Annotated in this window: 20 protein-coding genes; 9 read left to right on the top strand and 11 right to left on the bottom strand. The window is 68.1% G+C overall.

Annotation, left to right across the window (positions count from 1 at the left end):
* Window positions 1–4 precede the first annotated feature (4 nt).
* Both scpB and Mal64_RS19860 read left to right on the top strand, forming a co-directional pair.
* The gene (scpB, locus tag Mal64_RS12705) at window positions 5–667 is read left to right on the top strand and encodes an SMC-Scp complex subunit ScpB (RefSeq protein ID WP_231993699.1); all 663 of its coding nucleotides are present in this window, start codon (window positions 5–7) and stop codon (window positions 665–667) included.
* 106 nt (window positions 668–773) lie between these two features.
* Window positions 774–1,289: a hypothetical protein gene (locus Mal64_RS19860; protein ID WP_197525713.1), complete on the top strand. Its 516-nt coding sequence runs from the start codon at window positions 774–776 to the stop codon at window positions 1,287–1,289.
* Window positions 1,290–1,371: 82 nt separating this feature from the next.
* Here Mal64_RS19860 and hemA read toward each other — a convergent pair whose 3' ends face one another.
* The 5 genes from hemA to argH all read right to left on the bottom strand — a co-directional run bounded on the left by hemA (window position 1,372) and on the right by argH (window position 8,855).
* On the bottom strand, window positions 1,372–2,649 hold the full coding sequence (gene hemA, locus Mal64_RS12695; protein WP_146400673.1) for a glutamyl-tRNA reductase: 1,278 nt from the start codon (window positions 2,647–2,649) through the stop codon (window positions 1,372–1,374).
* Entirely contained in the window at window positions 2,646–3,554 is a 909-nt protein-coding gene (locus Mal64_RS12690; RefSeq protein WP_146400671.1) for a hypothetical protein, read from the bottom strand. The genes hemA and Mal64_RS12690 overlap by 4 nt, the downstream gene beginning before the upstream one ends.
* Window positions 3,555–3,770: 216 nt before the next feature.
* A complete protein-coding gene (locus tag Mal64_RS12685) occupies window positions 3,771–4,799 on the bottom strand; it encodes a sigma-54 interaction domain-containing protein (RefSeq protein ID WP_231993722.1) in 1,029 nt (342 codons plus the stop codon).
* 272 nt (window positions 4,800–5,071) lie between these two features.
* Window positions 5,072–7,222 (bottom strand): hypothetical protein, encoded by a 2,151-nt coding sequence (locus Mal64_RS12680; RefSeq protein WP_146400667.1) that lies wholly within the window; start codon window positions 7,220–7,222, stop codon window positions 5,072–5,074.
* Window positions 7,223–7,397: 175 nt separating this feature from the next.
* Window positions 7,398–8,855 (bottom strand): argininosuccinate lyase, encoded by a 1,458-nt coding sequence (gene argH, locus Mal64_RS12675; protein ID WP_231993697.1) that lies wholly within the window; start codon window positions 8,853–8,855, stop codon window positions 7,398–7,400.
* Window positions 8,856–9,240: 385 nt separating this feature from the next.
* Between argH and Mal64_RS12670 the strand changes: the two genes are divergently transcribed.
* The 4 genes from Mal64_RS12670 to Mal64_RS12655 all read left to right on the top strand — a co-directional run bounded on the left by Mal64_RS12670 (window position 9,241) and on the right by Mal64_RS12655 (window position 11,038).
* Window positions 9,241–9,483: a hypothetical protein gene (locus tag Mal64_RS12670; protein ID WP_146400663.1), complete on the top strand. Its 243-nt coding sequence runs from the start codon at window positions 9,241–9,243 to the stop codon at window positions 9,481–9,483.
* A gap of 39 nt (window positions 9,484–9,522) precedes the next feature.
* Complete coding sequence (locus Mal64_RS12665; protein ID WP_146400661.1) at window positions 9,523–9,822, top strand: hypothetical protein; 300 nt, start codon at window positions 9,523–9,525, stop codon at window positions 9,820–9,822.
* Between the two features lie 67 nt (window positions 9,823–9,889).
* The gene (locus tag Mal64_RS12660) at window positions 9,890–10,318 is read left to right on the top strand and encodes a thiol-disulfide oxidoreductase DCC family protein (RefSeq protein WP_146400659.1); all 429 of its coding nucleotides are present in this window, start codon (window positions 9,890–9,892) and stop codon (window positions 10,316–10,318) included.
* 120 nt (window positions 10,319–10,438) lie between these two features.
* A complete protein-coding gene (locus Mal64_RS12655) occupies window positions 10,439–11,038 on the top strand; it encodes a PEP-CTERM sorting domain-containing protein (protein ID WP_146400657.1) in 600 nt (199 codons plus the stop codon).
* 26 nt (window positions 11,039–11,064) lie between these two features.
* On the opposite strand, the gene Mal64_RS12650 is transcribed toward Mal64_RS12655, so the two are convergent.
* On the bottom strand, window positions 11,065–14,145 hold the full coding sequence (locus Mal64_RS12650; protein ID WP_146400655.1) for a tetratricopeptide repeat protein: 3,081 nt from the start codon (window positions 14,143–14,145) through the stop codon (window positions 11,065–11,067).
* Between the two features lie 302 nt (window positions 14,146–14,447).
* Between Mal64_RS12650 and Mal64_RS12645 the strand changes: the two genes are divergently transcribed.
* From Mal64_RS12645 to Mal64_RS12635, 3 genes are all read left to right on the top strand, one after another.
* Window positions 14,448–14,879 carry a DoxX family protein gene (locus tag Mal64_RS12645; protein ID WP_146400653.1) on the top strand — a complete coding sequence of 144 codons (432 nt, stop codon included), beginning with the start codon at window positions 14,448–14,450 and terminating at the stop codon, window positions 14,877–14,879.
* A 40-nt stretch (window positions 14,880–14,919) separates the two neighbouring features.
* On the top strand, window positions 14,920–15,627 hold the full coding sequence (locus tag Mal64_RS12640) for an ABC transporter permease (RefSeq protein ID WP_146400651.1): 708 nt from the start codon (window positions 14,920–14,922) through the stop codon (window positions 15,625–15,627).
* 195 nt (window positions 15,628–15,822) lie between these two features.
* Window positions 15,823–16,701, top strand: a complete 879-nt coding sequence (locus Mal64_RS12635) for a metallophosphoesterase family protein (protein ID WP_146400649.1) — start codon at window positions 15,823–15,825, stop codon at window positions 16,699–16,701.
* Window positions 16,702–16,730: 29 nt separating this feature from the next.
* Here the strand turns inward: Mal64_RS12635 and Mal64_RS12630 are convergent, their stop codons facing one another.
* The 5 genes from Mal64_RS12630 to Mal64_RS12610 all read right to left on the bottom strand — a co-directional run bounded on the left by Mal64_RS12630 (window position 16,731) and on the right by Mal64_RS12610 (window position 22,757).
* Window positions 16,731–17,651: a diacylglycerol/lipid kinase family protein gene (locus Mal64_RS12630; RefSeq protein WP_197525712.1), complete on the bottom strand. Its 921-nt coding sequence runs from the start codon at window positions 17,649–17,651 to the stop codon at window positions 16,731–16,733.
* A gap of 256 nt (window positions 17,652–17,907) precedes the next feature.
* Entirely contained in the window at window positions 17,908–18,564 is a 657-nt protein-coding gene (locus Mal64_RS12625) for a hypothetical protein (RefSeq protein WP_146400645.1), read from the bottom strand.
* An 11-nt stretch (window positions 18,565–18,575) separates the two neighbouring features.
* Window positions 18,576–19,910 (bottom strand): hypothetical protein, encoded by a 1,335-nt coding sequence (locus tag Mal64_RS12620; protein ID WP_146400643.1) that lies wholly within the window; start codon window positions 19,908–19,910, stop codon window positions 18,576–18,578.
* 19 nt (window positions 19,911–19,929) lie between these two features.
* Window positions 19,930–21,258 carry a UDP-glucose dehydrogenase family protein gene (locus Mal64_RS12615; RefSeq protein WP_146400641.1) on the bottom strand — a complete coding sequence of 443 codons (1,329 nt, stop codon included), beginning with the start codon at window positions 21,256–21,258 and terminating at the stop codon, window positions 19,930–19,932.
* Between the two features lie 275 nt (window positions 21,259–21,533).
* Window positions 21,534–22,757: a glycosyl transferase gene (locus tag Mal64_RS12610; RefSeq protein ID WP_146400639.1), complete on the bottom strand. Its 1,224-nt coding sequence runs from the start codon at window positions 22,755–22,757 to the stop codon at window positions 21,534–21,536.
* Window positions 22,758–22,804: the final 47 nt, after the last annotated feature.

Below are 22,804 nucleotides of genomic sequence, written 5' to 3'. Positions count from 1 at the left end.
ACACGTGCGACCTGCCGAGCCGCCCGTACAGGCGCCGCGGACGTCGCGGCGGGCACGGCTCGAGGCGATCTTGCTGCTCGCCACCGAGCCGCTCACGCTGAAGAAAATGGCCCAGCTGGCGAGCCTGGAAGACGCCACCGAAGCGCGGGCGCTGGTCGACGAGATCGACGCGTTGTACGCGGCCCGAGGTTCGGCATTCCGCGTGGAGCGTGTGGCGGGGGGCTGCCGACTGCTGACACGGCCCGCGTTGGCCGCGTGGATAGCAAAAATCGCGCCCGACTCGACAGACCGGGGCGGTGGGGCCGATTCGAACGGGGCTTCCCCACTGGGAAGGGGCCCTGAAGCGAAATCGAGGGCCGACCGGGGCCACGGGCCGACGGGCGCCGCGCTAGAAACCCTCTCGATCGTCGCCTACCGGCAGCCGGTCGTGCGTGCCGAGGTCGAGGCGATCCGCGGGGTCGGCTGCGGCGATCTGCTGAGGCAGTTGATGGAACAAGATTTTTTGCGTATCGTCGGCCGATCGGCGGAGTTGGGCCGACCTCTCTTGTACGGCACTACCAAACGCTTCCTCGAACTTTACGGCTTGCGTAAACTCGAAGACCTCCCGCGATCGGATGAACTGGCGCGAAGGCGCCAGCCGACAAAAGTCAACGAACCGGTGACCTGAGCCCCCCGGCGGGCTCCGAGCGCCACGCAGCCCGATCTTCCCCTTCGATACAGCGTTCTACCGGCGGAACCCGTTCGGCTAATTTCCTGCTTAAGCGAGCACCACTATGAGTCTTGTCGTTTCTCCCCGCCTGACCGCCGCCGATCCGATCGCCCTGGGCGCCACGTGCGATGACGTGACCAGCACGCTGGTCACGGCCGACGCGCCGCTTGCTTGGGCGCCGATCGAGGACGAGGAGGAAGTCGAGTACGAGGTGGTCGACGACGACGAGGACGAAGACGACGAGTACGAGTATGAATACGAAGATGAAGACGACGACGATGAGGAGTACGAGGACGACGACGAGGTAGAAGACGACGTCGAGGACGATGAGGACGAGGACGACGACGACTGGGAAGAGGTCGAAGAGGGCGAGGAAGAAGACGAAGACTACGATTACGAGTACGAGGACGAAGAAGACGAGGACGAGGACGACGAAGAGGGTGATGAAGTCGACGCCGACGACGACCTCGAAGAGGAAGACGACGAGGAATTCGAAGAAGAGGAATTCGAGGACGAGGAGTACGACGACGACGACTACGAGGACGACGAGTACGAAGATGAGGAGGAGGACGAGGACTGAGCGTCCCCCCGAGCGCCCATTACCGCGAGAGCCCGTCGGCTAGAATGCTGGTCGCCCGGAGCGACGATTCCGCCGACACCCGTCAGTCGTGCAGCTTGAACAGCCGGCTGAGGGCTTGCAGCAACGAGTGCGGCGTGCCGCCCAGCGACTCCTCGCGGATCGACTCCATCGGCGGGTGGAGCATCTTGCCGACCAGCCGGTCGGCGAACCGCTCGATCTCACGGCGCTCCCGCTCGTCGAGCTCGGGCAGCTTGTTGAAGAGCCTCCCGAGCTCCTCGCTCTTGGGCCCCTCGAGCCCCTCGCGCAGCCGCGCGATCACCGGCGCCGAGATCCGCCGCCGGGCGTCGGCGAAGAACCGCTCGCGCTCCTCGGCCACGATCCGCTCGGCCAGGGGCAGCTCCTTGCGGCGGGCGTTGCGGTTGCGCTCGCACGCGGCCGACAGGTCGTCGATCGAGTAGAGGAAGGCGCCCGGCTCGTCGCCGATCGCCGGGTCGAAGTTGCGCGGCACGGCCAGGTCCAAGAGGAACAGCGGCCGCTCGGCCCGCACCGGGGCCACGCTCTGACGGAACGCGCCGACCGAGACGAGCGGCTCGTCGCAGCCGGCGGCGCCGATCGCCAGGTCGGCGCGGGCCAACTCGTCGACCAGCCGATCGAACGGCGCCGCGGTCCCACCCCACTCGCTCGCCAGCCGCGCGGCGCGTTGCGGGCTGCGGTTCACGATGCAGGGGGCCGAAGCCCCCCGGTCGACCAGGTAGCGGAGCGTTTCCTCGGCCATCTCGCCCGCGCCGACAACCAGCACACGCTTGTCGTCGAACCGCTCGAACACGCGCGAGGCGAAGTCGGCGATCGCCACGCTCGGCACGCTCACGCGGTGCGAGTGCAGCGAGGTCTCGCCCGCCACCCGCCGCGCGGCCCGCAGGGCGGACTGGAAGCAGGCGTGGGTGAGCGGCCCCGTGGCGCCGGCCGCGGTGGCCGACTCGTACGCCTGCTTCACCTGGGCGGCGATCTGCGGCTCGCCGAGCACCATGCTGTCGAGGCTCGCCGCCACCCGGAACAGGTGGTCGACGGCCTCCTCGTCGCGCAGCGTGGTGAGGTGCGGCCGGACCTCGTCGAGCGGCATCGCGTGGGCGTCGGCGATCAGCCGCGCGATCAGCCCGGGGCACGGGGGCAGCCGGTCGCTCGACGAAGCGGCGTAGAACTCCACCCGGTTGCAGGTGGAGAGCAGCACGGCCTCGCCGCCGTCGTGGCTCTGGCGCCAAGAGCCCAGCGCGTGGGCCGCCTCGTCGGCCGTGAACGAGAGCCGCTCACGGACCGAGGCGTCGGACAGGTGGTGCGAGCAGCCGACCATGCGGAGCTTCATGGCGAGGCCCCCGCTTCGCTAGCGGCGGTAGCCTCGCTGCTCGGGATGGGGGCGGCGCCGTGGATCGGCCCCACGATCGTCACCGCGACGAACGTCAGCAAAAGGAAGCCGAACGACGCGAACGTGAGCCAGGCCACCCGCTTGCCGCGACGCGCCGAGGGGTAGGCGAGCCGCAGCCCTTCGGCCGCCAGCATCCAGGCGAGCATCGCCGTGACGGACAGCACGACCGGGTCGGTCAGCAGCGAGTAGTGCTCGTCGCCGTGGTGGTGGTTGAGACTCAGCGCGACGCCGGTCACGAACCCACCGGCCACGAGCCAGGTGCTCACGCCGAGCGCCCGGCCGTTGGTGGTCTCGAGCCACTCGAGGCTCGGCAGCGTGAAGCGGGGCGACGCGGGCACCTTCTGCTTGAGGCGGCGGTTTTGCACCAGGTACATCAGCCCGGCCAAGAAGCCGACGCTCACCGTCACCGTGGCCGCCAGCAGCATCCAGCCGTGGGCCTTGGCCACCAGCCGCTCGACCCCTGGGGGGGCCATCGCCGCGGGGGCGAACGCCTCGCTGCTCACCCCCTGCGACAGCGCCACAAGGCCCAGCACCATCGGCAGCAGGAACAGCCCCGTGGCCCAGCCGGGCCGCTTGAGCAGCGTCGCCAGGTAGCCCACAGCCAACCCAAAAGCGGCCAGCAGGCACCAGTCGGCGGGGCTGGCGAGCAGCCCGCCCGGCGAGTCTTGCAGCCCCCGCGCCCGCAGCGAGAGGACCATCACGTGGGCGAAGAGCCCGGCGAGTGTAAGCCCCAGCACCGCGAACCGCCTCCAGGCGGGACGCCACTTCAGGCCAACCGCCTCCAGCGCCAGCGCGACTGAGTAGCTCGCGGCGATGCAGAAGACGGTGGTGTGGGAGAGGTCCATCTAGGAAAATACGGATTGCGGATTGCGGATTGCGGAATCCGCGCCGGAGGCGGAGGTCGGCCGCCGCGTTGACTTAAACCTTGCTGCGATTCCTAGGGATTCGGTTGGGGCTAGCAAGGATCACCCCAAAGGAATCCGCATTCCGCAATCCGAATTCCGCAACGGCGCCTCATACGACGCAACCGCAGCAAGAAAAGATTGCGTCCCGAAGGATCCTTAAGCCGTCTTGCCGTTGGCCTCGCCGTTGTGGCCGTTGCCGCTGACCGGCCCGTCCAAGCCGTAGTCCTTGATCTTCTTGTGCAGCGTGTTGCGGTTGATGCCGAGGCGTTGGGCCGCCTTGATCTGCACGCCGTCGCACTTGGCGAGGACCTGGGCGATCACCTCGCGCTCGACGCGCTCGACCACGCGGCTGTGCAGGTCCTCGGCGTCTTCGTCGGCGTTGCTGAGGCCCTCGTGCACCAGTTGCTCGGCGAGCGACTCGAAGTCGTAGCGGCGGAACGCCCGGTTGGGGGCGTCGCTCGTGCCGCGCACGGCGCCCGGCAGCAGGTCGACCGTCAGCTCGTCGCCGGTGGCCATCACCACCGCGCGCTCGATGTAGTTCTGCAACTCACGCACATTGCCTGGCCACTGGTAATCCTGCATCGCCTCGAGCGCCTGCTCGCCGATGTGGGCCACGTAACGGTCGTTCTCTTCATTGTAGATGTTGAGGAAGTAACTGACGAGCGACGGGATGTCCTCGCGACGCTCGCGCAGTGGCGGCAAGTAGATCGGCACCACGTTGAGCCGGTAGTAGAGGTCTTCGCGGAAGCGGCCCTCGGCCGACTCCTCCAGCAGGTCACGGTTGCTGGCGGCCACCACGCGCGTGTCGACGCGGATCGTTTGCGTGTCGCCCACGCGCTCGAACTCTTGCTCCTGCAGCACCCGCAGCAGCTTGACCTGCAAGAGCGGGGTGGTGCTGTTGATCTCGTCGAGAAAGATCGTGCCGGTGTGGGCCGCCTCGAACCGCCCGGTGCGGTTGTCGATCGCCCCGGTGAACGACCCGCGGACGTGGCCGAAGAGCTCGCTCTCCAAGAGGTTCTCGCTCAGCGCGCCGCAGTTCACGCGCACGAACGGCCGCTTGCGGCGGTCGCTCAGCTCGTGGATCGCCTTGGCGATCAGCTCCTTGCCCGTGCCGGTCTCGCCCAGCAGCAGCACCGACGCGCGGCTGCTGGCGACCTGCCGCGTGACGCGGTAGACCGACTGCATCGCCTCGCTCGAGCCGATGATGCCCGGCAGCGTGGGGTCGCTCGTGCTGGGGTGGGGTAGGAGGGTCATGCCTTGAGTCCCCGCCTTAGTCACCCCCCTCGATGAGGAGGGGCTGGGGGAGGGGTGAAGTCTCGGGTACTCGGTTTTGTTGTTGGTGAACCGGGGGCTAACGCCCCGCGGCTGATGGTTGGCTGGGTTGGAGTTGCTTCGGCAATCGCTTGGCGGGGCGACCACCCTCCCCAACCCTCCCCACCAGGGGAGGGAGTTATTTGTTACTCACTCGTTGCGGATTGCTGCGGCGTGTGCCGCGATTCGATCGTGTCGAGCAGCGTGCCGAGCACCGCTTGGGTGTCGGCGTCGGCCGATTCGCTGGCGTTGTAGCGGTCGTATTGCTCGGTGAGCTCGTCCGTGGTGAGCAACACGCCCCACCGCTCAACGCTCACGCCGAAGGCCCGCGCCGCCGCGCGACGCAGCTCGATCGGCAGGCCGGTGGCGCTCGCCAGTTCGGCCAGCCGGAGCTGGCTCTGTGGCGTGCCGACCAGGGCGAGCGCTTCGGGATCGTCGGTCGCGTTGCGGCTCAGCACGCGCTCGACCTCGTCGATGTGGCGACGCATGGTGTAGAACTCGGGGCCCTCCTCGAGCAGCTTCTGCAATTGCTCGCGCGCCCAGGCGGCCTGCTCGCGGCGCTCGTCCGATGTGGCCAAGCCACGCGGGGCGAGTTCGGCCAACGCCTCGGCGATCGACACGGCGTCGTCAGCCGAGTGCGGCCGGGGGTAGGCCAACACGCGGCCCGCCCGGCCGCCGTGCTCGTCGGCCAGGTCGTGGGCGTCGAACAGCCGGCCGTCGGCCGCCAGCAGGCCCACGGGCAGGTGTGTCGTGGCGGGCGTGCGCCGCAGCCGGTAGAGCGTCTCACGCACGTTGGGCCGCAGCAGGTTCATGTCGAGCAGGACCAACTCGGCGTCGGGCCCCGCGGCGACCGATTGGGCGTCTTCGCCGCGGATGAGGGCCTCGCCGTCGTAGCCCTCGCCGCGCAGCCAGCCGGCGATCGTCGCCGAGCGCTGGCGGTTGGGCGTGGCGACGATGGCGACCCGATCGCCGTCGCCCTCGGCGAAGTGCAGCAGGGCCCTGATCGTGTGGCTCGATCCGGCGTAAGGCGAGGTGGGGGCGATGCTCAGGATCGCTTCGAGCGCCGCAAAACGGGCCGCCGGATGTTTGGCTCGCAAGGCCTCGACCAAGGGCGAGAGTTCGCCGCCGGCGTGATGCAGGGCCCGCTCGTCGCCCCGCGCGCCGAGCGCCTGGGACACGGCTGCCGCGGCGCCGAAGTAGCCGCCGCCGAGCGACTCGGTCAACGCGGTGTTGAGTTGGCTGACCGGCAAGTTGTTGGGGTCGAGCGAATCGCCGATCGACTCGTCTGCGGGCGCCGTGCCGAGGATCGAGGCCGCCTCGAGGCCGAGCGTCATCGCGCGTCGCGCCGCCGTCGTGCTGTCGGGGCTCATGCGGTGGACGGCCTTCGCCAGGCGCGCCGCGGCCACCACGCCCGCTTCTTTGACCGTGGCCGAGCCGGCCCGTTCGGCGCCACGCCACAGGGCGACGAGTCCGTCGGCGTCGGGCCTGCGCGGCGGGGAGCCCTTCAGCAGGTCCGCGATCGCGCGGCCGGCGGTCGATGTCGCGCGACGCGCGTCGGCCTCGTGGCCGGCGGCTTGCCGGTGCGCCCAGCGGGCGGCGCCCCCGAGCGGCGAATCGGCGGGCTCGAGCAACGCCGCCTCGGCGAGCAGGGGAACGGCGTGGGAGGTCTCCAGCAGTTTCAGCTCGGCCAGACGGCCAAGGCCGTAGGCCGCTTGAGTGCGGAGCGCTTCGTTGTCGGCGTCGAGCGCCGCGATAAGCGCCGGTTCCGATGTCGGCGCCAGCGCCACTAGCGCCTCACGCAGCAACGCTTGCTGGTCGCTGTCGCCGCTGGCGGCGATCGCCCGCAGGCAGTGTTCCACGCCCGCCTCGCCGGTGGTGCGTAGCGCGGCGATCGCCCCGCGGCGCGTCGACGGTTGGCCGAGCTGGGACACCAGCTCATCGAGCCGCGCGGGCGAGGCGGCCCGGTCGGCCGAGGCCTGCATGCACGCCTCGACGAAGGAGGCCGCCGCATCGCTCAGCCGCGCGAGTTTCACCAGCCGCGCCGTGCCGACCGTGGCCACGAGGTCCGCGCGGGCGTCGTCGCTCAGGTCGAGCGCCGAAAGCTCATCGGCCACACCGGTGGCCAGATCGGGCTCGCCCAGGTTGGCGAGCGCCACGGCCGTCTCGACGTAGTGCCGCGGCTCGCTGCGCGGCAGCTCCAGGGCCGCTTGCACGGCCGGGCTGTACGGCGCTTGCGCCGCGGCCGGCGGGGCGACCAGGGCGAGGGCGAACGCGAGGATCAGCAGGCGGGAGGTCATGTCGGGTGTCCCCGGAGGGGCAATAAACAATGGGGCCGCAGATGGTGGGATTTGGATGTGGGAGGCGTCTGTGACGCCGGTATCGCGCCGCCAGCCACTGTTGCCAAGAGCGCTTTCGCCAAGAGACCGTCATCGGCGTCGGAGACGCCTCCCACAGCCCCCCGGTTTATGTTTCTCAACTCAGCCGTTCACGCCAAACGGCCTCTTGCTCGGCGACGCGGTCGGGGTGGGTCGATCCGACGCTTCGGAACGCTTCGATCGCACGGTCGACGCCCAGCACTTCGTAAACGCTCTCGTCGAGCTTGTCGCACGCCGAGGTGAACTCTTGGACTTCGAGATCGGCCAGCCGCACGCCGCGTTGCATCGCCACGCCGACGAGCTTGCCGATGGTCTCGTGGGCGGTGCGTTGCGGCACGCCGAGCTTGATGAGGTGCTCCATCAGCGTGGTGGCGTCGAGGTAGCCGTGGTCGAGTCGCGAGGCGATCGACTCACGCCTCAGCTCGGCGCCCGCCACCAGCGGAGCGGCCAGCTCCAGGCACGCCGTCACCGTGTCGGCCGCGTCGAACACCCGCTCTTTGTCTTCTTGCAGGTCGCGGTTGTAGGCGAGAGGCAAGCCCTTGGTGAGCACCAGCAGGCTTTGGAGCGAGCCGATCACCCGGGCCGATTTGCCTCGGATCAGCTCCAGCACGTCGGGGTTGATCTTCTGCGGCATGATCGACGAGCCGGTGCAGAACGCCTGCGGCGGCTTGAGGAAGCCGAACTCGGTGGTCGACCACAAGACCCACTCCTCGGCCCAGCCGCTGAGGTGGACGGCGATGACGCTCAGGCAGCTGCAAAACTCCAGGGCGAAGTCGCGGTCGCTCGACGAGTCGAGGCTGTTGGCCACCAAGCCCTCGAACCCCAGATCGTCGGCCACCATCTGGCGGTCGATCGGGATCGTCGTGCCGGCCAGGGCGGCCGTGCCGAGGGGGAGCTGGTTCACCCGGCGGCGGCAGTCGGCCAGCCGGCCGCGGTCGCGTTCGAGCTTCTCGCAGTAAGCAAGCCAGTAATGGGCCGCCAGCACCGGCTGGGCCCGCTGCAAGTGGGTGTAGCCGGGCAGCACGACGCCCTCGTCGGTCGCGCAACGACCAACAAACGCCCGCTGCACGTCTTTGAGCAGACCGTCGAGTCGGTCGATCTCCGTGCGGACCCACATCCGAAAATCGGTCGAGACCTGGTCGTTGCGGCTGCGGCCGGTGTGGAGTTTGCGACCGACGTCGCCAATCTTATCGATCAGCGCCCGCTCGATGTTCATGTGGACGTCTTCGAGCTCCTGGCGGAACTCGAATTGGCCGGCCTGGATCTCCAGACCGATCATCGTCAGACCGGCCTCGATCTGGCTCTGCTCATCGCTGGTGAGCACGCCGACCGAGGCGAGCATGCGCGAGTGGGCGACCGAGCCGCGGATGTCGTGCTCAAAAAGGCGGCGGTCATAGGAGACGCTCTCGCTGAACCGCTCGACGCGCTTGTCGGTAGCGCCGTCGAAAACGCCGCCCCACGTGGCGTTGGAAGAGACAGACTGTGATGCGCTCGCCGAGGCGCGTGGGTTCTCAGGCCCTGAGAGGGCCGAATCGGCTGTGGAGGGATCCGCCACGCTAGTTATCCGCCTGGGTCGCCGGTCGCTAAACCGCCCGTCTTGCGCCGCTTGTGGCGGAGCCTGACTGATATGGCAGCACAAAATATGCTTCAACTTGTTTACGCTAAACGGCTTACAGCAGATCGTCAATGCCCTTGGGCAGCCATCGCCCATTATTTAGGCACGCCGCAGCGGGCCCCTGGCGCTTCAGGCGACCCTATCGATTGTGCGCACCGCGACTACCACCCCTGCGCAGGGAGGGCTAATCCTGACCTCGGAGGGAGTTCATTGCGATTTTTTGTCCACCTAAGCCAAGATAAGGCCTGTGGTTGCGAATAATCGTTGACCGTCCACCCGCGGGTCTCCGCAAGCTGTTTTTCCGCGCTAGCCTGAAGGCGAAACCATGATCGAGATCGTTGACCGCATCGTGAGCATCCAGACGCCGTTCAACATGATCGTGTTGATGTTCGCCTTTGGCATGATCTTCGGGATCGTAGCCTCGGTCGCCAGGGAGACCCGCCGTTATTTGGTCCACCGGCAGGAGCTCGAATTCCGTCGCGAATTGGTCGAGCGTGGGCTCGACCCCACGGAGATTGAGAAGGTGATGACGGCGACCCCCAAGGACGCCAAAACCAAGAGTGCTTGAAGCACCGCCCACGTCCCCCCACACCGATAGGCCGCAACCATGCTCCCCGCCTACGCTTGTGTGCCTATGTTGGCGCAGCAAACGACCCAACTGTTTGATGGTCTCAACCAGGACCACCGATTCGTGCTGATGATCGTTTTGCCCGTCATCGCGGCGGGGGTCGTCATCACGATCGTCTGCGTCTTCGGCGGCGTGCTGTCGACGATTCACCGCCGATCGCAAGAGTCGCAGCTCAAGCAAGACATGCTCGACCGCGGCATGAGCGCGGAGGAGATCGCGACGGTGATCGAGGCGTCGCCGCCCAAAGACTGGCTGGAGCGCTGGGCCAAGAAGGGTTGATGAGCCGGCGCTTGGCGCACGGGCTTTCTGTCACTGGCGGAATCGGTCCTGCGCCCTAGACTTGGGCATGGAACGGCCGCCCGAGACATCGCCGCTCGACCACGAAAGCCCCCGCCCCACCGGCGGCTGGGAGGTCGAGGTCTTCTACGACGGCGACTGCCCGCTTTGCCTGCGGGAGATACGCACGCTCCGCTGGCTCGATCGCAAAGGCCGGATCCGCTTTACCGACTTGGCGGCCGAGGGCTTCGACCCGGCGCCCTTGGGCAAGACCGAGGCCGAGCTGATGGCCGAGATCCACGGCCGCTTGCCATCGGGCGAGTGGGTCACCGGCGTGGAGGTGTTCCGCCGACTCTACGGCGCGGTCGGCTTTGGGCCGCTGGTGCCGCTCACACGGTTGCCCGGCTTGCGGCAAGGGCTCGACCTGGCCTATCGCAAGTTCGCCAAGCACCGCCTGTGGCTCACCGGACGCTGCAAGGACGGCGAGTGCGCGGTTTAGGTCCGCCACACACCGCGTTTTAGAGGCGTCGTGGTCCACGGTGGATTAGGGTGGAAGCCTTAACCCCCCATCGGGTTGGGGGAAGGAAACCATCGCACCCTTTTGCCCCGGAGTGTTCTCATGTCGCGCAGCCGCTTTGCCCCCGTCCTTGCCACACTTGTCCCGTTCTCGCTCGTCGTGTTTATGCTTGCCGCCGGTTCGGCGCACGCGGCTACGCTCACATTGCCGGGCGTCACGAAGTTCGACCCCGCCCTCGGCACGTTGCAGAGCGCCACGGTCACGATCGACCCGCCGCCGGTGATGACCAGCTTCTACGACGCCGGTTTCCTGGAAGACGTTGACCCGCACCTGCACAACGTGTCGGTCAACCCGGTGGTGCTTCCCCCCGGTCTCAATCCGATTGTGTTCCCGAGTGCGACGACCAGCTTCGAGACGCCCGACATCGGCGATGACCACAATCACTTCCTCAACATCCCGCCCGTGCACAAGAACCACACGGGGTTAATGCTGCAGTGGTTCCTGACGCCCGGCCCCTCGGTCCCCAGCGTGATCGTGACCGCCCAGGTGCAAGTCAACGAGAGCCACACGCACCTCGTGCCGGGGATGGACACGACACCGTCGACACGGTTCGTGTACGAGCCGATCCCCGAGCCGGCGACGGCTGCGCTGGTCGGTTTGGTCCTGACGGCGGTCGCCTCGCGCCGCCGGCGTGGGGCCTGAGCCGCCCCTCGTGGAGGGCGGCAGAGTCAGTCGTCTGACGGACCCGCTTCGTTATCGGCCTCGGCCGGCGCGTCGTCTTCGGCATGTTCGTCGGCGGGCGCGTCGGCTGCGTCCGGCCGCGCCGAGATCGGCTCGGTGCGCGATACGCCGTGCTTTTTGGCGAGGTGATGGCCCGCTAGGTTGGCGATCGAGAGGTCGACCGGCGGACCTTGCACCGCCGCCCGGAGCCAACGCTCGGCAGCCTCACTCTCTTGGTCGGTGACTTGCAGGATCAGGCCTACGAGGCCGACGTAGTCGAGGCGGCCCCCTCCATCCGGGATCGCGTCGAGCGCTTGCTGGATCTCGTTGAGATCCACTTCGTCGCCGTCGGCTTCCATTTCCAGCAGCCCTAGGCAGAGCCGCATCGCGTTGCGACCCTTGGGGTTATCCGCCAAGGACTGCGTAGCAAAACGTTCGGCCGCCTCGATCCTCTCGCCGAGCTGCGCCGCGTCGCCCAATTCATACGTTAGAATCGCGGCGACCAGGTGGCAGAACGCCTTGCTGTGTGGCGAGTCGTACTTGGCGCCGATCGCGTCGTAAGCGTCTCGCGCCTCAGGGAGCTGACCCGAGGTGGCGAGGTAATCCGCCTCGGCCCACCTGGTCACGTAGGAATAGTGTTCCAGGAATGACTGCTCGAGCGGGGGGAGGGCTTCGGCCGGGTCGCCGCGGCCGGTGCGTGTGCGGTAGAGCCACCACTCGTAGCCTCTGGCCGAGGGGTAGCTGGTGCTGAGCGCCTTGGCCCAATGGTCCGCTTCGTCCCAGCGGGCCAAGCCCTCGTTGGCGACCATCGCGGAGTAGAGTCCATCAGCCGAGTAGCTTTGCGCCGCGCGCTGGGCGTGGGGCAACGCCGCCGCGTAGTCGTGGTCATCCGAGATGAGAGTCTTTGCGATGTGGCTCTCGACCGACGTGTGCCCCAGCCCGATCTCGGGTTCTTCTTCGAGAAACCTCTGCAGGGTGGGGAGCCACTCGTCGCGGTCGACGTGCTCGCGAACGTGCGACGCCAAGGCGATGACGCTGTCGCTGCTCGGGCTGAGCTCGTACGCCCGTTCGAAGAACTCGGTCGCTTCGTCGGCGCGACCCGCAGCCACAAGGTGGTTCGCCATCCGTTGGCTGCTCGACACGTCGCTCTTGGCGTGCTCGGACCACTCGGCGAGTTGTTGCTTGGAAGGCTCCTTCTCGAGCCACAGCCGCTGCCGCAACCAGTGGGGAGAGTGCGGCGAGACCTTTTCGTAATAGTCCAAAACTTGCGTGTGCCGGTGGGGCTTCAAATCTTCCCACCAGGTCTGGTAGCCCGCAACGATTTCTTCGCAGAGCGAAGGCAGGCGGAGATCGGGGCTGTTGAAGGCGCTCCAACTCGCCTGGTAACCAGCGTTCCAACCGTCGGTGCGTGGCAAGTAGAGCATCTGCTTGATGAGCGGCTCCATGTTGTAGCGAGGCTCGAGGAAGTCGATCTCCACCAAGGCGCCGGCGAGCGTCTCCGGGTCGTAGTGCAGATGCTTGGGCAGCTGGTGGACGGCGATGTATCTCGCGCAGCGATGGTCGGACACAAGTCGGTGCAGCTCGGCCGCTTCGGTCGTGTGCGACGCTTCGGTGGCGTTGTACATCGTCTGGCAGTAGTTGGCCGCCATCACGAACTGCTCCTCCTCGATCAGTCGGGCGAGCAGCTCCCAAGATGGCTCGCACGGCGCGGTGAGCTCGCGCTCCGCACGGCGCAGGCCCTTGGCGATCTGGTTGGGGCCCTTCTCAAAGGGGGTGACGCGGCCGCCGGGCAGCGCCTCGAGCATCTCGCCGACCCAGCCCGCGGCGGGCGCCGACGAGGCGAGCACTCCTTCCGGCAGGTCGGCCACGCCCACCAGCCGGAGGGGCAACTCGGAGGCCAACGCCGCCGGGCCGCCGTAAGCGCCGCGTCGCTGATCGCGTAGCGACGGGTAGCATTTCACTAGGTCGTTGTAGACGCCAAAAGCGGCCGGGCTTTCCTCCAACGCAGGATAGGCGACATCGCGGAACGCGCGTTGATAGCCGAGTGTTCGCTTGTGACTCACCGCGAGCCACAGCGCCAGTGGCCGCAGCTCGGGGCGGTCGTCGGCGAGTTGCTGCAGGCCCTCGTGGTCAAAGCGGCCGGTCGGCTCGATCACCGCCGCCCACGCCGGCGCCTCCTTGCCCAACGGGCCGAGCGCCTTGAGCTCCGACAGCGCGTTGGCGTGGGCGCCGCACACCGCCAGAACATAAGGCCGTAAGAGCAAAGTCTCTTTCCCGTCGCCGTAGCGCCGGGCCCGCTCGGCGTACAACAGCGCCCGGGCGTAGAACACTTCGGGCTGGCTCGACCAGTGGTGCTCGGTCAGCATGCCGAGGTGGGCGTAGCTGCGCGCCAGCACGCCGAGCCATTCGGCCGACGCGCCGTACTCGGCGACCGCTTGGTGGGCCAGCCGCACCGCGGCGTACTGCGCGGGGAAGCTGAGGTCTTCGACCAGAAGCATCGCGGCCTCGTCCGGCAGGTTCGTCGGGTCGGGCTTGGGCGCCGCGCCCCGCACGCCCGCCTCGCGCAGCGTCTCAACCAACGGGCCGTGGGCCTGCTCTTCCCATTGGTTGGCCAGCGTGGCGTAGATCGATTGGGGCCGGAGCGAGGGCCCGCCGAACTGTAGCGGCTCGATCGCCGCTTGCTCCTCGGGTTGGGTTGGGGCTGGTTCGGTACCCGGCGCCGCTTCCAGGCGGCTTTGCTCTAGGTGGAGCCGCGTGTTTCCCTTCCAGTAGGTGCGCACCCGGGGCATGAGGGCGAACGTCTTCTCGGGGTTGAGCGGCGTGGCCGTGGCGTCGAGCTCGCCGAGCGACTCGTCGCGTGTGGCGAGGCCCAGCTCGTCGCGCGCCGCGAGCAGCACCGCCTGGCGGCCCAGCTCGCGGACCAGCTTGCCCGGGATCGACCCGTCCAGCTCGGAGTAATCGACGTACTCACCCTTCAGAGCGAGCGTGTCGTATTGCGGAGGGGCGGGCGCGGCGATCACGCTCCAAACTCCCGCTAACGCAGCGCCCGTCGCCAGCAGGGCGAGGAGCACGATAAGGTTCCGGCGCATGCCTGATCCTGTTGAATAGTTAGGAGAGAAAGTAGACAAGCGGAATGGAGTAAGGCTAGACCGAGCTGCCCGATCCCGCAAACCTTCGCCTAGAATTTCTCCGGGTGGCCCAATCGCCGCGGCCGGCCTGACTGTGGGCGAGGCGGCGTCGACGGCATGCCGTACTGGCCTACGCGGCGGATCTCGCTACGATTGCAGCGTCAGTTTTTGAACGAACGCTTAGTTATCGTGCCGACTGTCGATAGCTATAGCAACGTTCGCCGCGATCCCCCCTCCTTCTTCCCTCCCCTAAGGCGCTGTTGATGTATTCCAAGACCTCTCCCTTACCGTCGCTCGGTTTGCTCCTGCTGCGGGTCGCGTTCGGGGTGATGATGCTGGTCCATGGCTGGCAAAAGCTGAGCGGGTTCTCGGAGATGGCCGACGCGTTCCCCGACCCGATCGGCATGGGGAGCCGCCTGAGCCTGATGTCGGCCATCGGCGCCGAGTTCGGCTGTTCGCTGCTGCTCATCGCCGGCCTGCTCACACGCGTGGCGGTGTTGCCGCTGGCGTTCACGATGGTGATCGCCTTGTTCGTCGTCCACGCCGATGACCCGTGGCAGACCAAAGAGTTGGCCGCGGCCTACCTGGCCGTCTACGTTGCGCTGCTGCTTACCGGACCGGGGAGCCTGTCGATCGACCGGCTGATCTTCGGCCGGGGCCAAGCCGCAAACGCCGCGGACGCGCCGGCGGAGTGATCCGCAGGACGCGGCCGCTGCGGGCGGCTACAATCGCCCCATGCTCGCCGCGGTCGCCACGATCCCCCTGACGAAACTCGCCCTGGCGTTCGCGCCGGTCGCCCTGCTGCTCGTCGTGTTGTGGCGGTGGTCGCTCCGCCCTGGGGCGGCGCTCTATGCGTTGGGTCGGATGCTCGTGCAGCTGGCGGCCATTGGCTACGTGCTCGCCGCGCTGTTCGCCGCCGACCACCCGGCGTGGGTGTTGCTGGCGCTCGTGGTGATGACGCTGGCGGCGGGCAAGATCGCTATCCGCACCTCGCTAGACCGCTCGGCGGCGCACTATTGGCGGGCCGTGGCCGCGATCGGCTTGGCGGGCTGGGCCACGCTCGCCGTGGTGGTCTTGGGGGTCCTCTCGCCCCAGCCGTGGTGGTCGCCGCGTCTCGTTGTGCCGCTGGCCGGCATGATCCTGGCCAACGCCATGAACGCGATCGGCGTGGCGGTTGAGCGGTTCGAGTCGGAGCGCGAGCGCGGCGCCGAGTGGCGCGACGCCCGCAACCACGCCATCACCGCCGCGCTGATCCCGGCGACCAACGCGCTGCTGGCCGTCGGGCTCGTGGCGATCCCCGGCATGATGACCGGCCAGGTGCTCTCGGGCGAAGACCCGCTCGTGGCCGCCCGCTACCAGGTGATGGTCATGGCGATGGTTTACGGCTCGGCGGGGTTGGCGTGTGTCGCTTATTTCATGCTGTCGCGACGCGAGCGGCGGTGACGACCAGCCTGCTCGCCACCCTGCCGGCGCGGTGTTGCGGCGGCCTCCTAGGGGGTGGTTTCGAGCGGTCTTGAGCTTTCTGCACCTAGCACAGCGTCACGGCGCGGGATTTGTTCTGTAAGCCCTGTGTCCCACCTCGCGCGTCGACCAACGACCGACACGCGTCGCTGAGTCTTCTCGCCGATCGGAAACGCCATGCTCCGCCTGATCCACATCTCCGACCTCCATTTCGGCCCATTTTACGTGCCGGCGGTCGGCGAGGCGTTGTTGGGGGCGGTCGATCGGCTCGACGCCGACGTGGTGGTGGCGAGCGGCGACTTCACCCAACGGGCCACGGTCGAGGAGTACGAGCAGGCCGCCGCGTTCGTTGACCGGCTGCCGTGTGAGAGGGTGATCGTCACCCCCGGCAACCACGACGTGCCGCTTTACCGCTGGTGGGAGCGGCTCACCGCGCCGCACCGGAATTACCAGCGGCACATCCACAAGCGACTTAATCACACGACGACGGTCGGCGAGGCGACGATCGTGTCGCTCGACTCGACAGCCCCGCATCGGGCGATCGTCAACGGCCGTCTCGACGACTGGCAGCTCGACTACGCCGACAAGGCCTTTGCCGCGGAGCCGTCGAGCCGGCTGCGGATCGTTGTGGCGCACCACCATTTCGCGCCGGCGCCCGACTACGAGCGGAGCCCCACGCTGCCCAACGCCAAGCAAGCGCTCGACCGATTCCAGCGCGCAGGCGTCGAGCTCGTGCTCGGCGGGCACCTGCACCGGGCGTACGTGGGCAACTCGCTCGACGTGTACGCCGGCGCCAACCGTGAGGAGGGGATGGTCATCGCCCAGTGCGGCACGACCACCTCGCGTCGCGGCCGCGCCCGCGAGCGGGAGAAGAACTCGTTCAACCTGATCGCGGTCACGGAGCGTGACATCACGGTGACCCACTGGATGTACTTCTCGGCCGAAGAGACGTTCGCACCGACCAGCCGCCACACGTTCGCCCGCTGGGCGACGCCCCGGCTGCAGCCGCAGCAAGACGCCGAGCGCGACGCCGAACGCCACGCCGCCAAGGTGTGAAGTCGCCCCGCGTCTCGTTCCCACGAGGCTCACTCCGTGGGCCGCAGGACCTGCAGCGCCCGCGGGGCGACCGCGAACTCGAAATCGCTCCCGGCGATCATCTCGCCGTCGACCAACCAGCGGAGCTCCCGCTCGCTGCGCACCGTCACCCGGGTGGCTTGTCGGTGCGTGACCCGCTCGTGCTCGAGGTAACCGCTGGTGAGGTACCCGGAGGTGAGCGAGAGCAGGTCGAGGCCGGGGCCCTCGGAGATCAGCACGAGGTCCAGCAGCCCGTTGTCGAGGGCGGCGTGTGGCGCCACGTCGATGCCGCCGCCGGCGTAGCGGGTGTTGGCCACCAGCAGGTTCCAGATGCGAAAGTCGCCCATCGGCTCGCCGTCGGCTTCGACCCGAAGGGGATACGCCTGCAAGTCGGTGAGGATCGGCAACGCGGCTCGCAAATAGCACCAGGCGCCCCACTGCTGCTTCTCGTTCTCCTCCAGGGCGTCGATCACCCGGTCGGCGTTGCCCGCCGTGGCCACGGTGGCGTAGTAGAGTTTCTTCTGCTCCGTGCGGACCTCGACGAGATCGACCCCGCTGGCGGTCCCGTCGCGGACGCAGCGCACCGCCTCCTCCAAATTGAGCGGGACGCCCAGCGAGCGGCAGAAGTTGTTCGCCGTTCCGAGCGGCACGACGCCGAGCGTCGGTCGCTCGGGGGCGGCCATCGCCGCGTTGATGATGGCGTTCACCGTGCCGTCGCCGCCGGCCGCCACGACCAAACGGCCCTCGCTCCCCGCTTTACTCACAATCTCCTGAGCCTCGCCCGGCTGCTTGGTCGTGTAGACCTCACCCTGATCGCCGAAGGTGCGATTGATCGCTTTCTCAAGCTCCGCCACCGCCCCGCGGCCCGCCGAGGGATTCACGATAAAACAGGCCGGCGTCGAGACGAGGCGGTCGGGCAGTTCGGTTTTCATCCGTGCGCCTCGGGGGGGACTGATCATGAAGGAGACTCATGGCGAAACGCGCGCCAATTCTACGCGGCCGACCCGGGGAGGGGCGAATAGGGCGGGGCGATCACTCCTCCGAGGCTGGCGTTGCCTGCAGGTGGGGTGGCGGGGGCGCTCCCGGGAGGTAAGCCCCCGAGCAAGCTAGGCCGCGTATCCACTTCACGGGGGCTTCCGCTTCGCGGTGCGCCCCCGCCACCCCTTCGCCTGCCGCAGGCCGCGCGCGTCAGCGCCCGTGCAGCCACTCAGCGAACCGGCTCGCTCCTTCGACGCGCTCCATGCCGGGCTGCTTGGCGAGTTGCTTGCGGAGGGCGTAGGAGACCCGCGTGCCGCGCAGGTCGAGCACTTGCAATGCCCCCAGCCGCGGCAGCCGCCGCAGGCCGTCGTCGGACACGCGTGTGTTGGCCAGACGCAACGTCTTGAGGAACGGCATCGTTGGCGCCTCCTCGGCCAGCCGGCGCAGCTCGGCGTCGCCGATCGGCAGTCCGGTCAGGTCGATCTCGATCAGCCGGTCGCCGAGCGCGGCGAAGTCGTCGCCCACGGTGTCCTCGAGCCAGTCGATCGTAACGACCTCGGACTTGCCGCCCCACTCGGCCACGAGCTCCATGGCGGCCTCTTGGGCGATGTACGTGGGCATCTGGGCGCTGAGCCACGGCAGCCGCTTGCCGCTCCGCTTGGCGATCTCGATCGCCTCGTCGAAGGCGCGTTGCAGCTCGATGAACTCGGCCGTCCCCCCGCCGTGGTCGGGGTGCGCCTCGCGGGCCTTGGCGAAGTAGGCTTGCTTGACGTCGGCCTCGGTGACCGGCAGCGACAGCTCGAGCTTCTTGAGCGCCTCGGGCGTTTCCTTCCGCAGGCGACTCGATTCGGTGGGGTCGGGGAGCATGGGCCGGTCCATCAAGGCGTTAAAGGCGGGCCCACGCTAGCCGCGGGATCGACTAGCCATTCTACACGGCTGCGGTTGCGATACACGCCCGCGGCGTGGCCCACGGTGTCCCAGCCGCGGCCGACCGAGGTGGCGGCCAGAGTGACCCACACCTCGACCACGCCGCTCGAACCGTCGAGTGAGAGCTCGATCGCGTTCTGCGGCGCTCCCCAGCCGGCGGTGGGCGACAGTTCGGTGCTCGCCTGGGCCGACCAGTCGTCGAGCTCGACGGCGACAACCGCTTGCTCGCCGTCCCAGAAAGTCAGCCGGAGCGGCTCTTCGCGCCCGAGCGTGCCCTCGCCGAGCGTGGTGAAGGGCCCTTTCTCGCCCGGAGACGCTTCGAGCACCTCGAAGCGATCGCCCGGCTTCAGGCAGGCCAGCCGCGCCGGGCGTCCGACCGGGTAATCGGTGACTACCACGTCGAACCGTTCTTCGCCGCTGGGCGAGAATGAGACTTTGGGCTCGTTGCACCCGCCGAGCGTGAAATGGGCGAACGTGTTGAGGTGCGAATAGGCGTCTTCAGCGACCGGCGTGTGCGCCGTCACGACGACCTCGCTCGGCGCCGCGCCGGCGGCGAGGGCGATCGTGGCGCCGTCGTCGAAGCGCAAGGGGCCGTCGGCCGATTCGCTGCGTGAGCGTCTCGGCGCCGGCGGAGCGAACAACGACCAGAACCGGTCGGGCGAGAGACGGTCAAAAGTCAGCAGCGGATCGTAGATGAGGCGGTATCCGCCCTGCCGGAAGTGGAGTGAATCGCCAAAAGCCAAGTTCTCGAGTTCGGGTGCGTGCTCTTGGATGTCTGCCGCCTCGCCCAGAAGCGGCCGTGCGCTCGGCAACGGCGCCATCAGAACAAGTCCGGCCGTCGATCCATTTGCCGCGCCGAGGGCGAGGATGAACGGTTCCATGAGACCAAGCTGGCTGCGCGCGGTGAGCAACCACCAAGCCGCGACGCACGCCAAGGAGGGAAAGAGAAAAAAACACCAAACCGTGCCGAGGCTCTCGGGGAAGCACGCCTTCGCTCCCATCGCGGCGCCGAACCATTGACCGGCGAGCAGCATCAGCGCCCAAGGGGCGACACGCGGCTTGCCCGCCATTAGCGCCGCCACGCCCGCCACGGCCACGAGCAGCGTTAGCAGCGGCCCGGCCGTGCCGAGCCAAAACCTTGGATGCGACACGGGAAAACCGTGCGGCGCCAGCCACAGAGCGAACACCGCCACAACGCCGTGGCCGGCAAGGATCGCTTCGGCGATTGATCGGCGTACGACGCCCGGCGTGGGGGCGCCCGACGTCACGCTGCTCTGTTCGGTCATGACCGACCGCGCTCGCGGCTCACTTCTTGCCGTTGCGCCCGTCGACGCTCACCCGGCCGATCGAGTGGTAGCAGTAGCCGCGGGCGGCCATGCGGGCGGGGTCGTAGAGGTTGCGGCCGTCGAGCACCACGGGCTCCTTGAGCAGCTGGTACATCTCGGCGAAGTCCGGCTGGTGGTACGCCTTCCAGTCGGTGAGGATGCAGAGCGCGTCGGCGCCGTCGAGCGTCGCCATGCGGCGCTCGGAGTACTCGATCTTGTCGCCCAACTCGGCGCGGACGTTGGGAATCGCCTCGGGGTCGTGGGCCACGACGGCAGCGCCCTTCTCCAGCAGCCAGTCGACGAGCACCAGCGCGGGGGCCTCGCGGATGTCGTCGGTCTCGGGCTTGAAGGCTAGGCCCCAGATGGCGATCCGCTTGCCGCTGAGGTCGCCGCCGAAGTGGGCGTCGAGCTTGTTGGCCATCACGCTCTTCTGACGCTCGTTGATCTCGTCGACCGCTCGCAGCATGGTCGGCTCGAGGCCCTTGCTCACGGTCATCGCGTTGAGCGCCCGCACGTCCTTCGGGAAGCAGCTGCCGCCGTAGCCGACGCCGGGGAACAGGAACGCAAAGCCGATGCGGCTGTCGTGGCCGATGCCGCGGCGCACGTCGTTGATGTCGCCCCCCATCTTCTCACAGAGGTTGGCCATCTCGTTGATGAAGCTGATCTTCGTCGCGAGCAGCGCGTTGGCGACGTACTTGGTCATCTCGGCCGACTCGGGGCTCATCGACAGGAACGGCTTCTCGGTCCTGAGGAACGGCGAGTAGAGCTGCTCGAGCTTGTCGGAAACCTCCGGCCGGCGGACGCCCACCACCACCCGGTCGGGCTTCATGAAGTCGTCGATCGCGGCGCCCTCTTTGAGGAACTCCGGGTTGCTGGCGACGTCGCAATCGCGGCCCGTCAGCTCCTGGAGCATGCCGTAGATCGTGGCGTTCGTGCCGACCGGCACGGTGCTCTTGGTGACGACGATCGCGTCCTCGCGCAGGTGCGGGGCGATCGCTTTGACCACGGCCCACATGGCCGACAGGTCGGCCGAGCCGTCGTCGCCCTGCGGGGTGCCGACGGCCAGGTAAACGATCTCGGCCTCACGCACGCCGGCCGGCGTGTCGGTCGTGAACTTCAGGCGGCCCTCCTCGGCGTTGCGGAGCACCATCTCCTTGAGCCCCGGCTCGTAGATCGGGATCTCGCCTTGCTTGAGGCCCGCGATCTTCTTCTCGTCGATGTCGATGCAAGTGACATCGTTGCCGCTATTCGAGAAGCACGTGCCGGTAACAAGGCCGACGTAACCGGTTCCGATGACTGCGATCTTCATAGGATGGGGGCTCGGGCTGGGCGCCGTGGAGGAGCGGCGGGGGTGGCGAGAGAGGTGTTTGTGGTGGACACGGCGGCCGGCCGTGGGGGCCGCCGAGCCTTCCAGTTTACCCAGCCGGGGGGGCCCGTCGATGGTCCGCCGGGCCCGGATCGGGTCGCCGCTCGCGGCTCGGCCGCTACAGCTCGCCCGAGCCGCACAATCGCGCCCGTGGGGGCCGGGCATGAAGAATTGCCGAAATCGCCAGCACGCCAGAGGGAGACATCAATCGGGGGGCCTCAGCCGCCGTACTCGGCCAGGTCGTCCTCGGCGATCTGCCGCAGCCGTTGCTGGAAATCGGGCAGGGTCGTCACGACCCGGGTCCAGGTCGGCAGCGCCGCCGAGCCGGACGGGTCGTCGTTGACCGCCTCGCCGGTGGCGGTGATCAGCTCGGCGAACGCCTCGATCGCCTGCTCCTCGCTGTGCCGATCGTAGTTGAGGGCGTTCATCAGCGAGTCGGCGTGGTACTGCCGGATGGCGTCTTGGGCGATCCGCAGGTAGGCAGCCCGCAACGCGATGAAGTGCCCGCGGCCGAACACCATGCCGCGGCTCGCCAGGGTGCGGAACAGGTTGCGCAAGATATCCGAAGCCATCTTCATCAGCCCGGACGTCTTGTCCTCAAGCGACATCGGCTGGTGCTTGTGGTCGTAGATCCGCGCGATGTCGACCTGGCAGACGCGCTTGGCCGACGTGTTGCGATAGACCTCGGCCAGCGTGCCGACCTCCAGGCCCCAGTCGCAAGGGATGCGGTTCGAGCGGGCCAGGGTCGCCGAGATGGCGAACTCGCCAGCGAGCGTGTACCGGAAGCTGCGCAGGAACACCAGGTACGGGTCGTTGCCCATCACCGAGATCAGCGCCCGCAGCACGGGCGTCATCAGCAGCCGCACCACGCGGCCGTGCATGCGGTCGGTGCAGCGGGCGTAGAACGCCTTGCAGAAGTCGAAGTCCATGCCGGGGTGCGCCATCGGCAGGCACAAACGCACGAGCATGTCGTTGTCGTAGTTCTCGATGTCGCCGTCTTCAAGCACGAACGCCTTGACATTGGGGTCGGCCAACAGGTAGCCGAAGGCGAACCACACGGCGCGTCCCTTGCCCGGCACGGAGACGTCGAACCCGGCGTCGGCGAGCTCGGCGAGCGCCTCCTGGCCGCGCGGGCCGTCGGTCCACAGCACCCGCGCCCGCGGGCCCATCGGCGAGACCAGCCGCACCGCCTCGCGGTAGTCAGCCGGGTCCTCGGTGCGGTTCAGCACGATGACCGACGAATCGAGGTAATCGGCCCCCGCGAGGTGCTCAACAATGTTGGCGAACGGCGCCGCGCGCATGTCGGAGGCCGTCACCGGCAGCACGAGGCCGATCGCGTGCTTCTTGACCGCCCGGCGGAGCCGCTCCTCGAGCGCCTCGGGGGTGGCGGTCCCCAGGTCGTGGATCGTGGTGATCGGTCCGCGTTGAGCAAAGTCGGGCACGGCTATTCGGCTTGGCGTTGGGGGAGCGTAATCCCCTCCCCCGCCGG

The organism is Pseudobythopirellula maris, from assembly GCF_007859945.1.
Classification (GTDB): Bacteria; Planctomycetota; Planctomycetia; order Pirellulales; family Lacipirellulaceae; genus Pseudobythopirellula; species Pseudobythopirellula maris.
The sequence above is the reverse complement of the archived record's forward strand: the minus strand, read 5'-3'. Positions and strand labels throughout refer to the sequence as shown.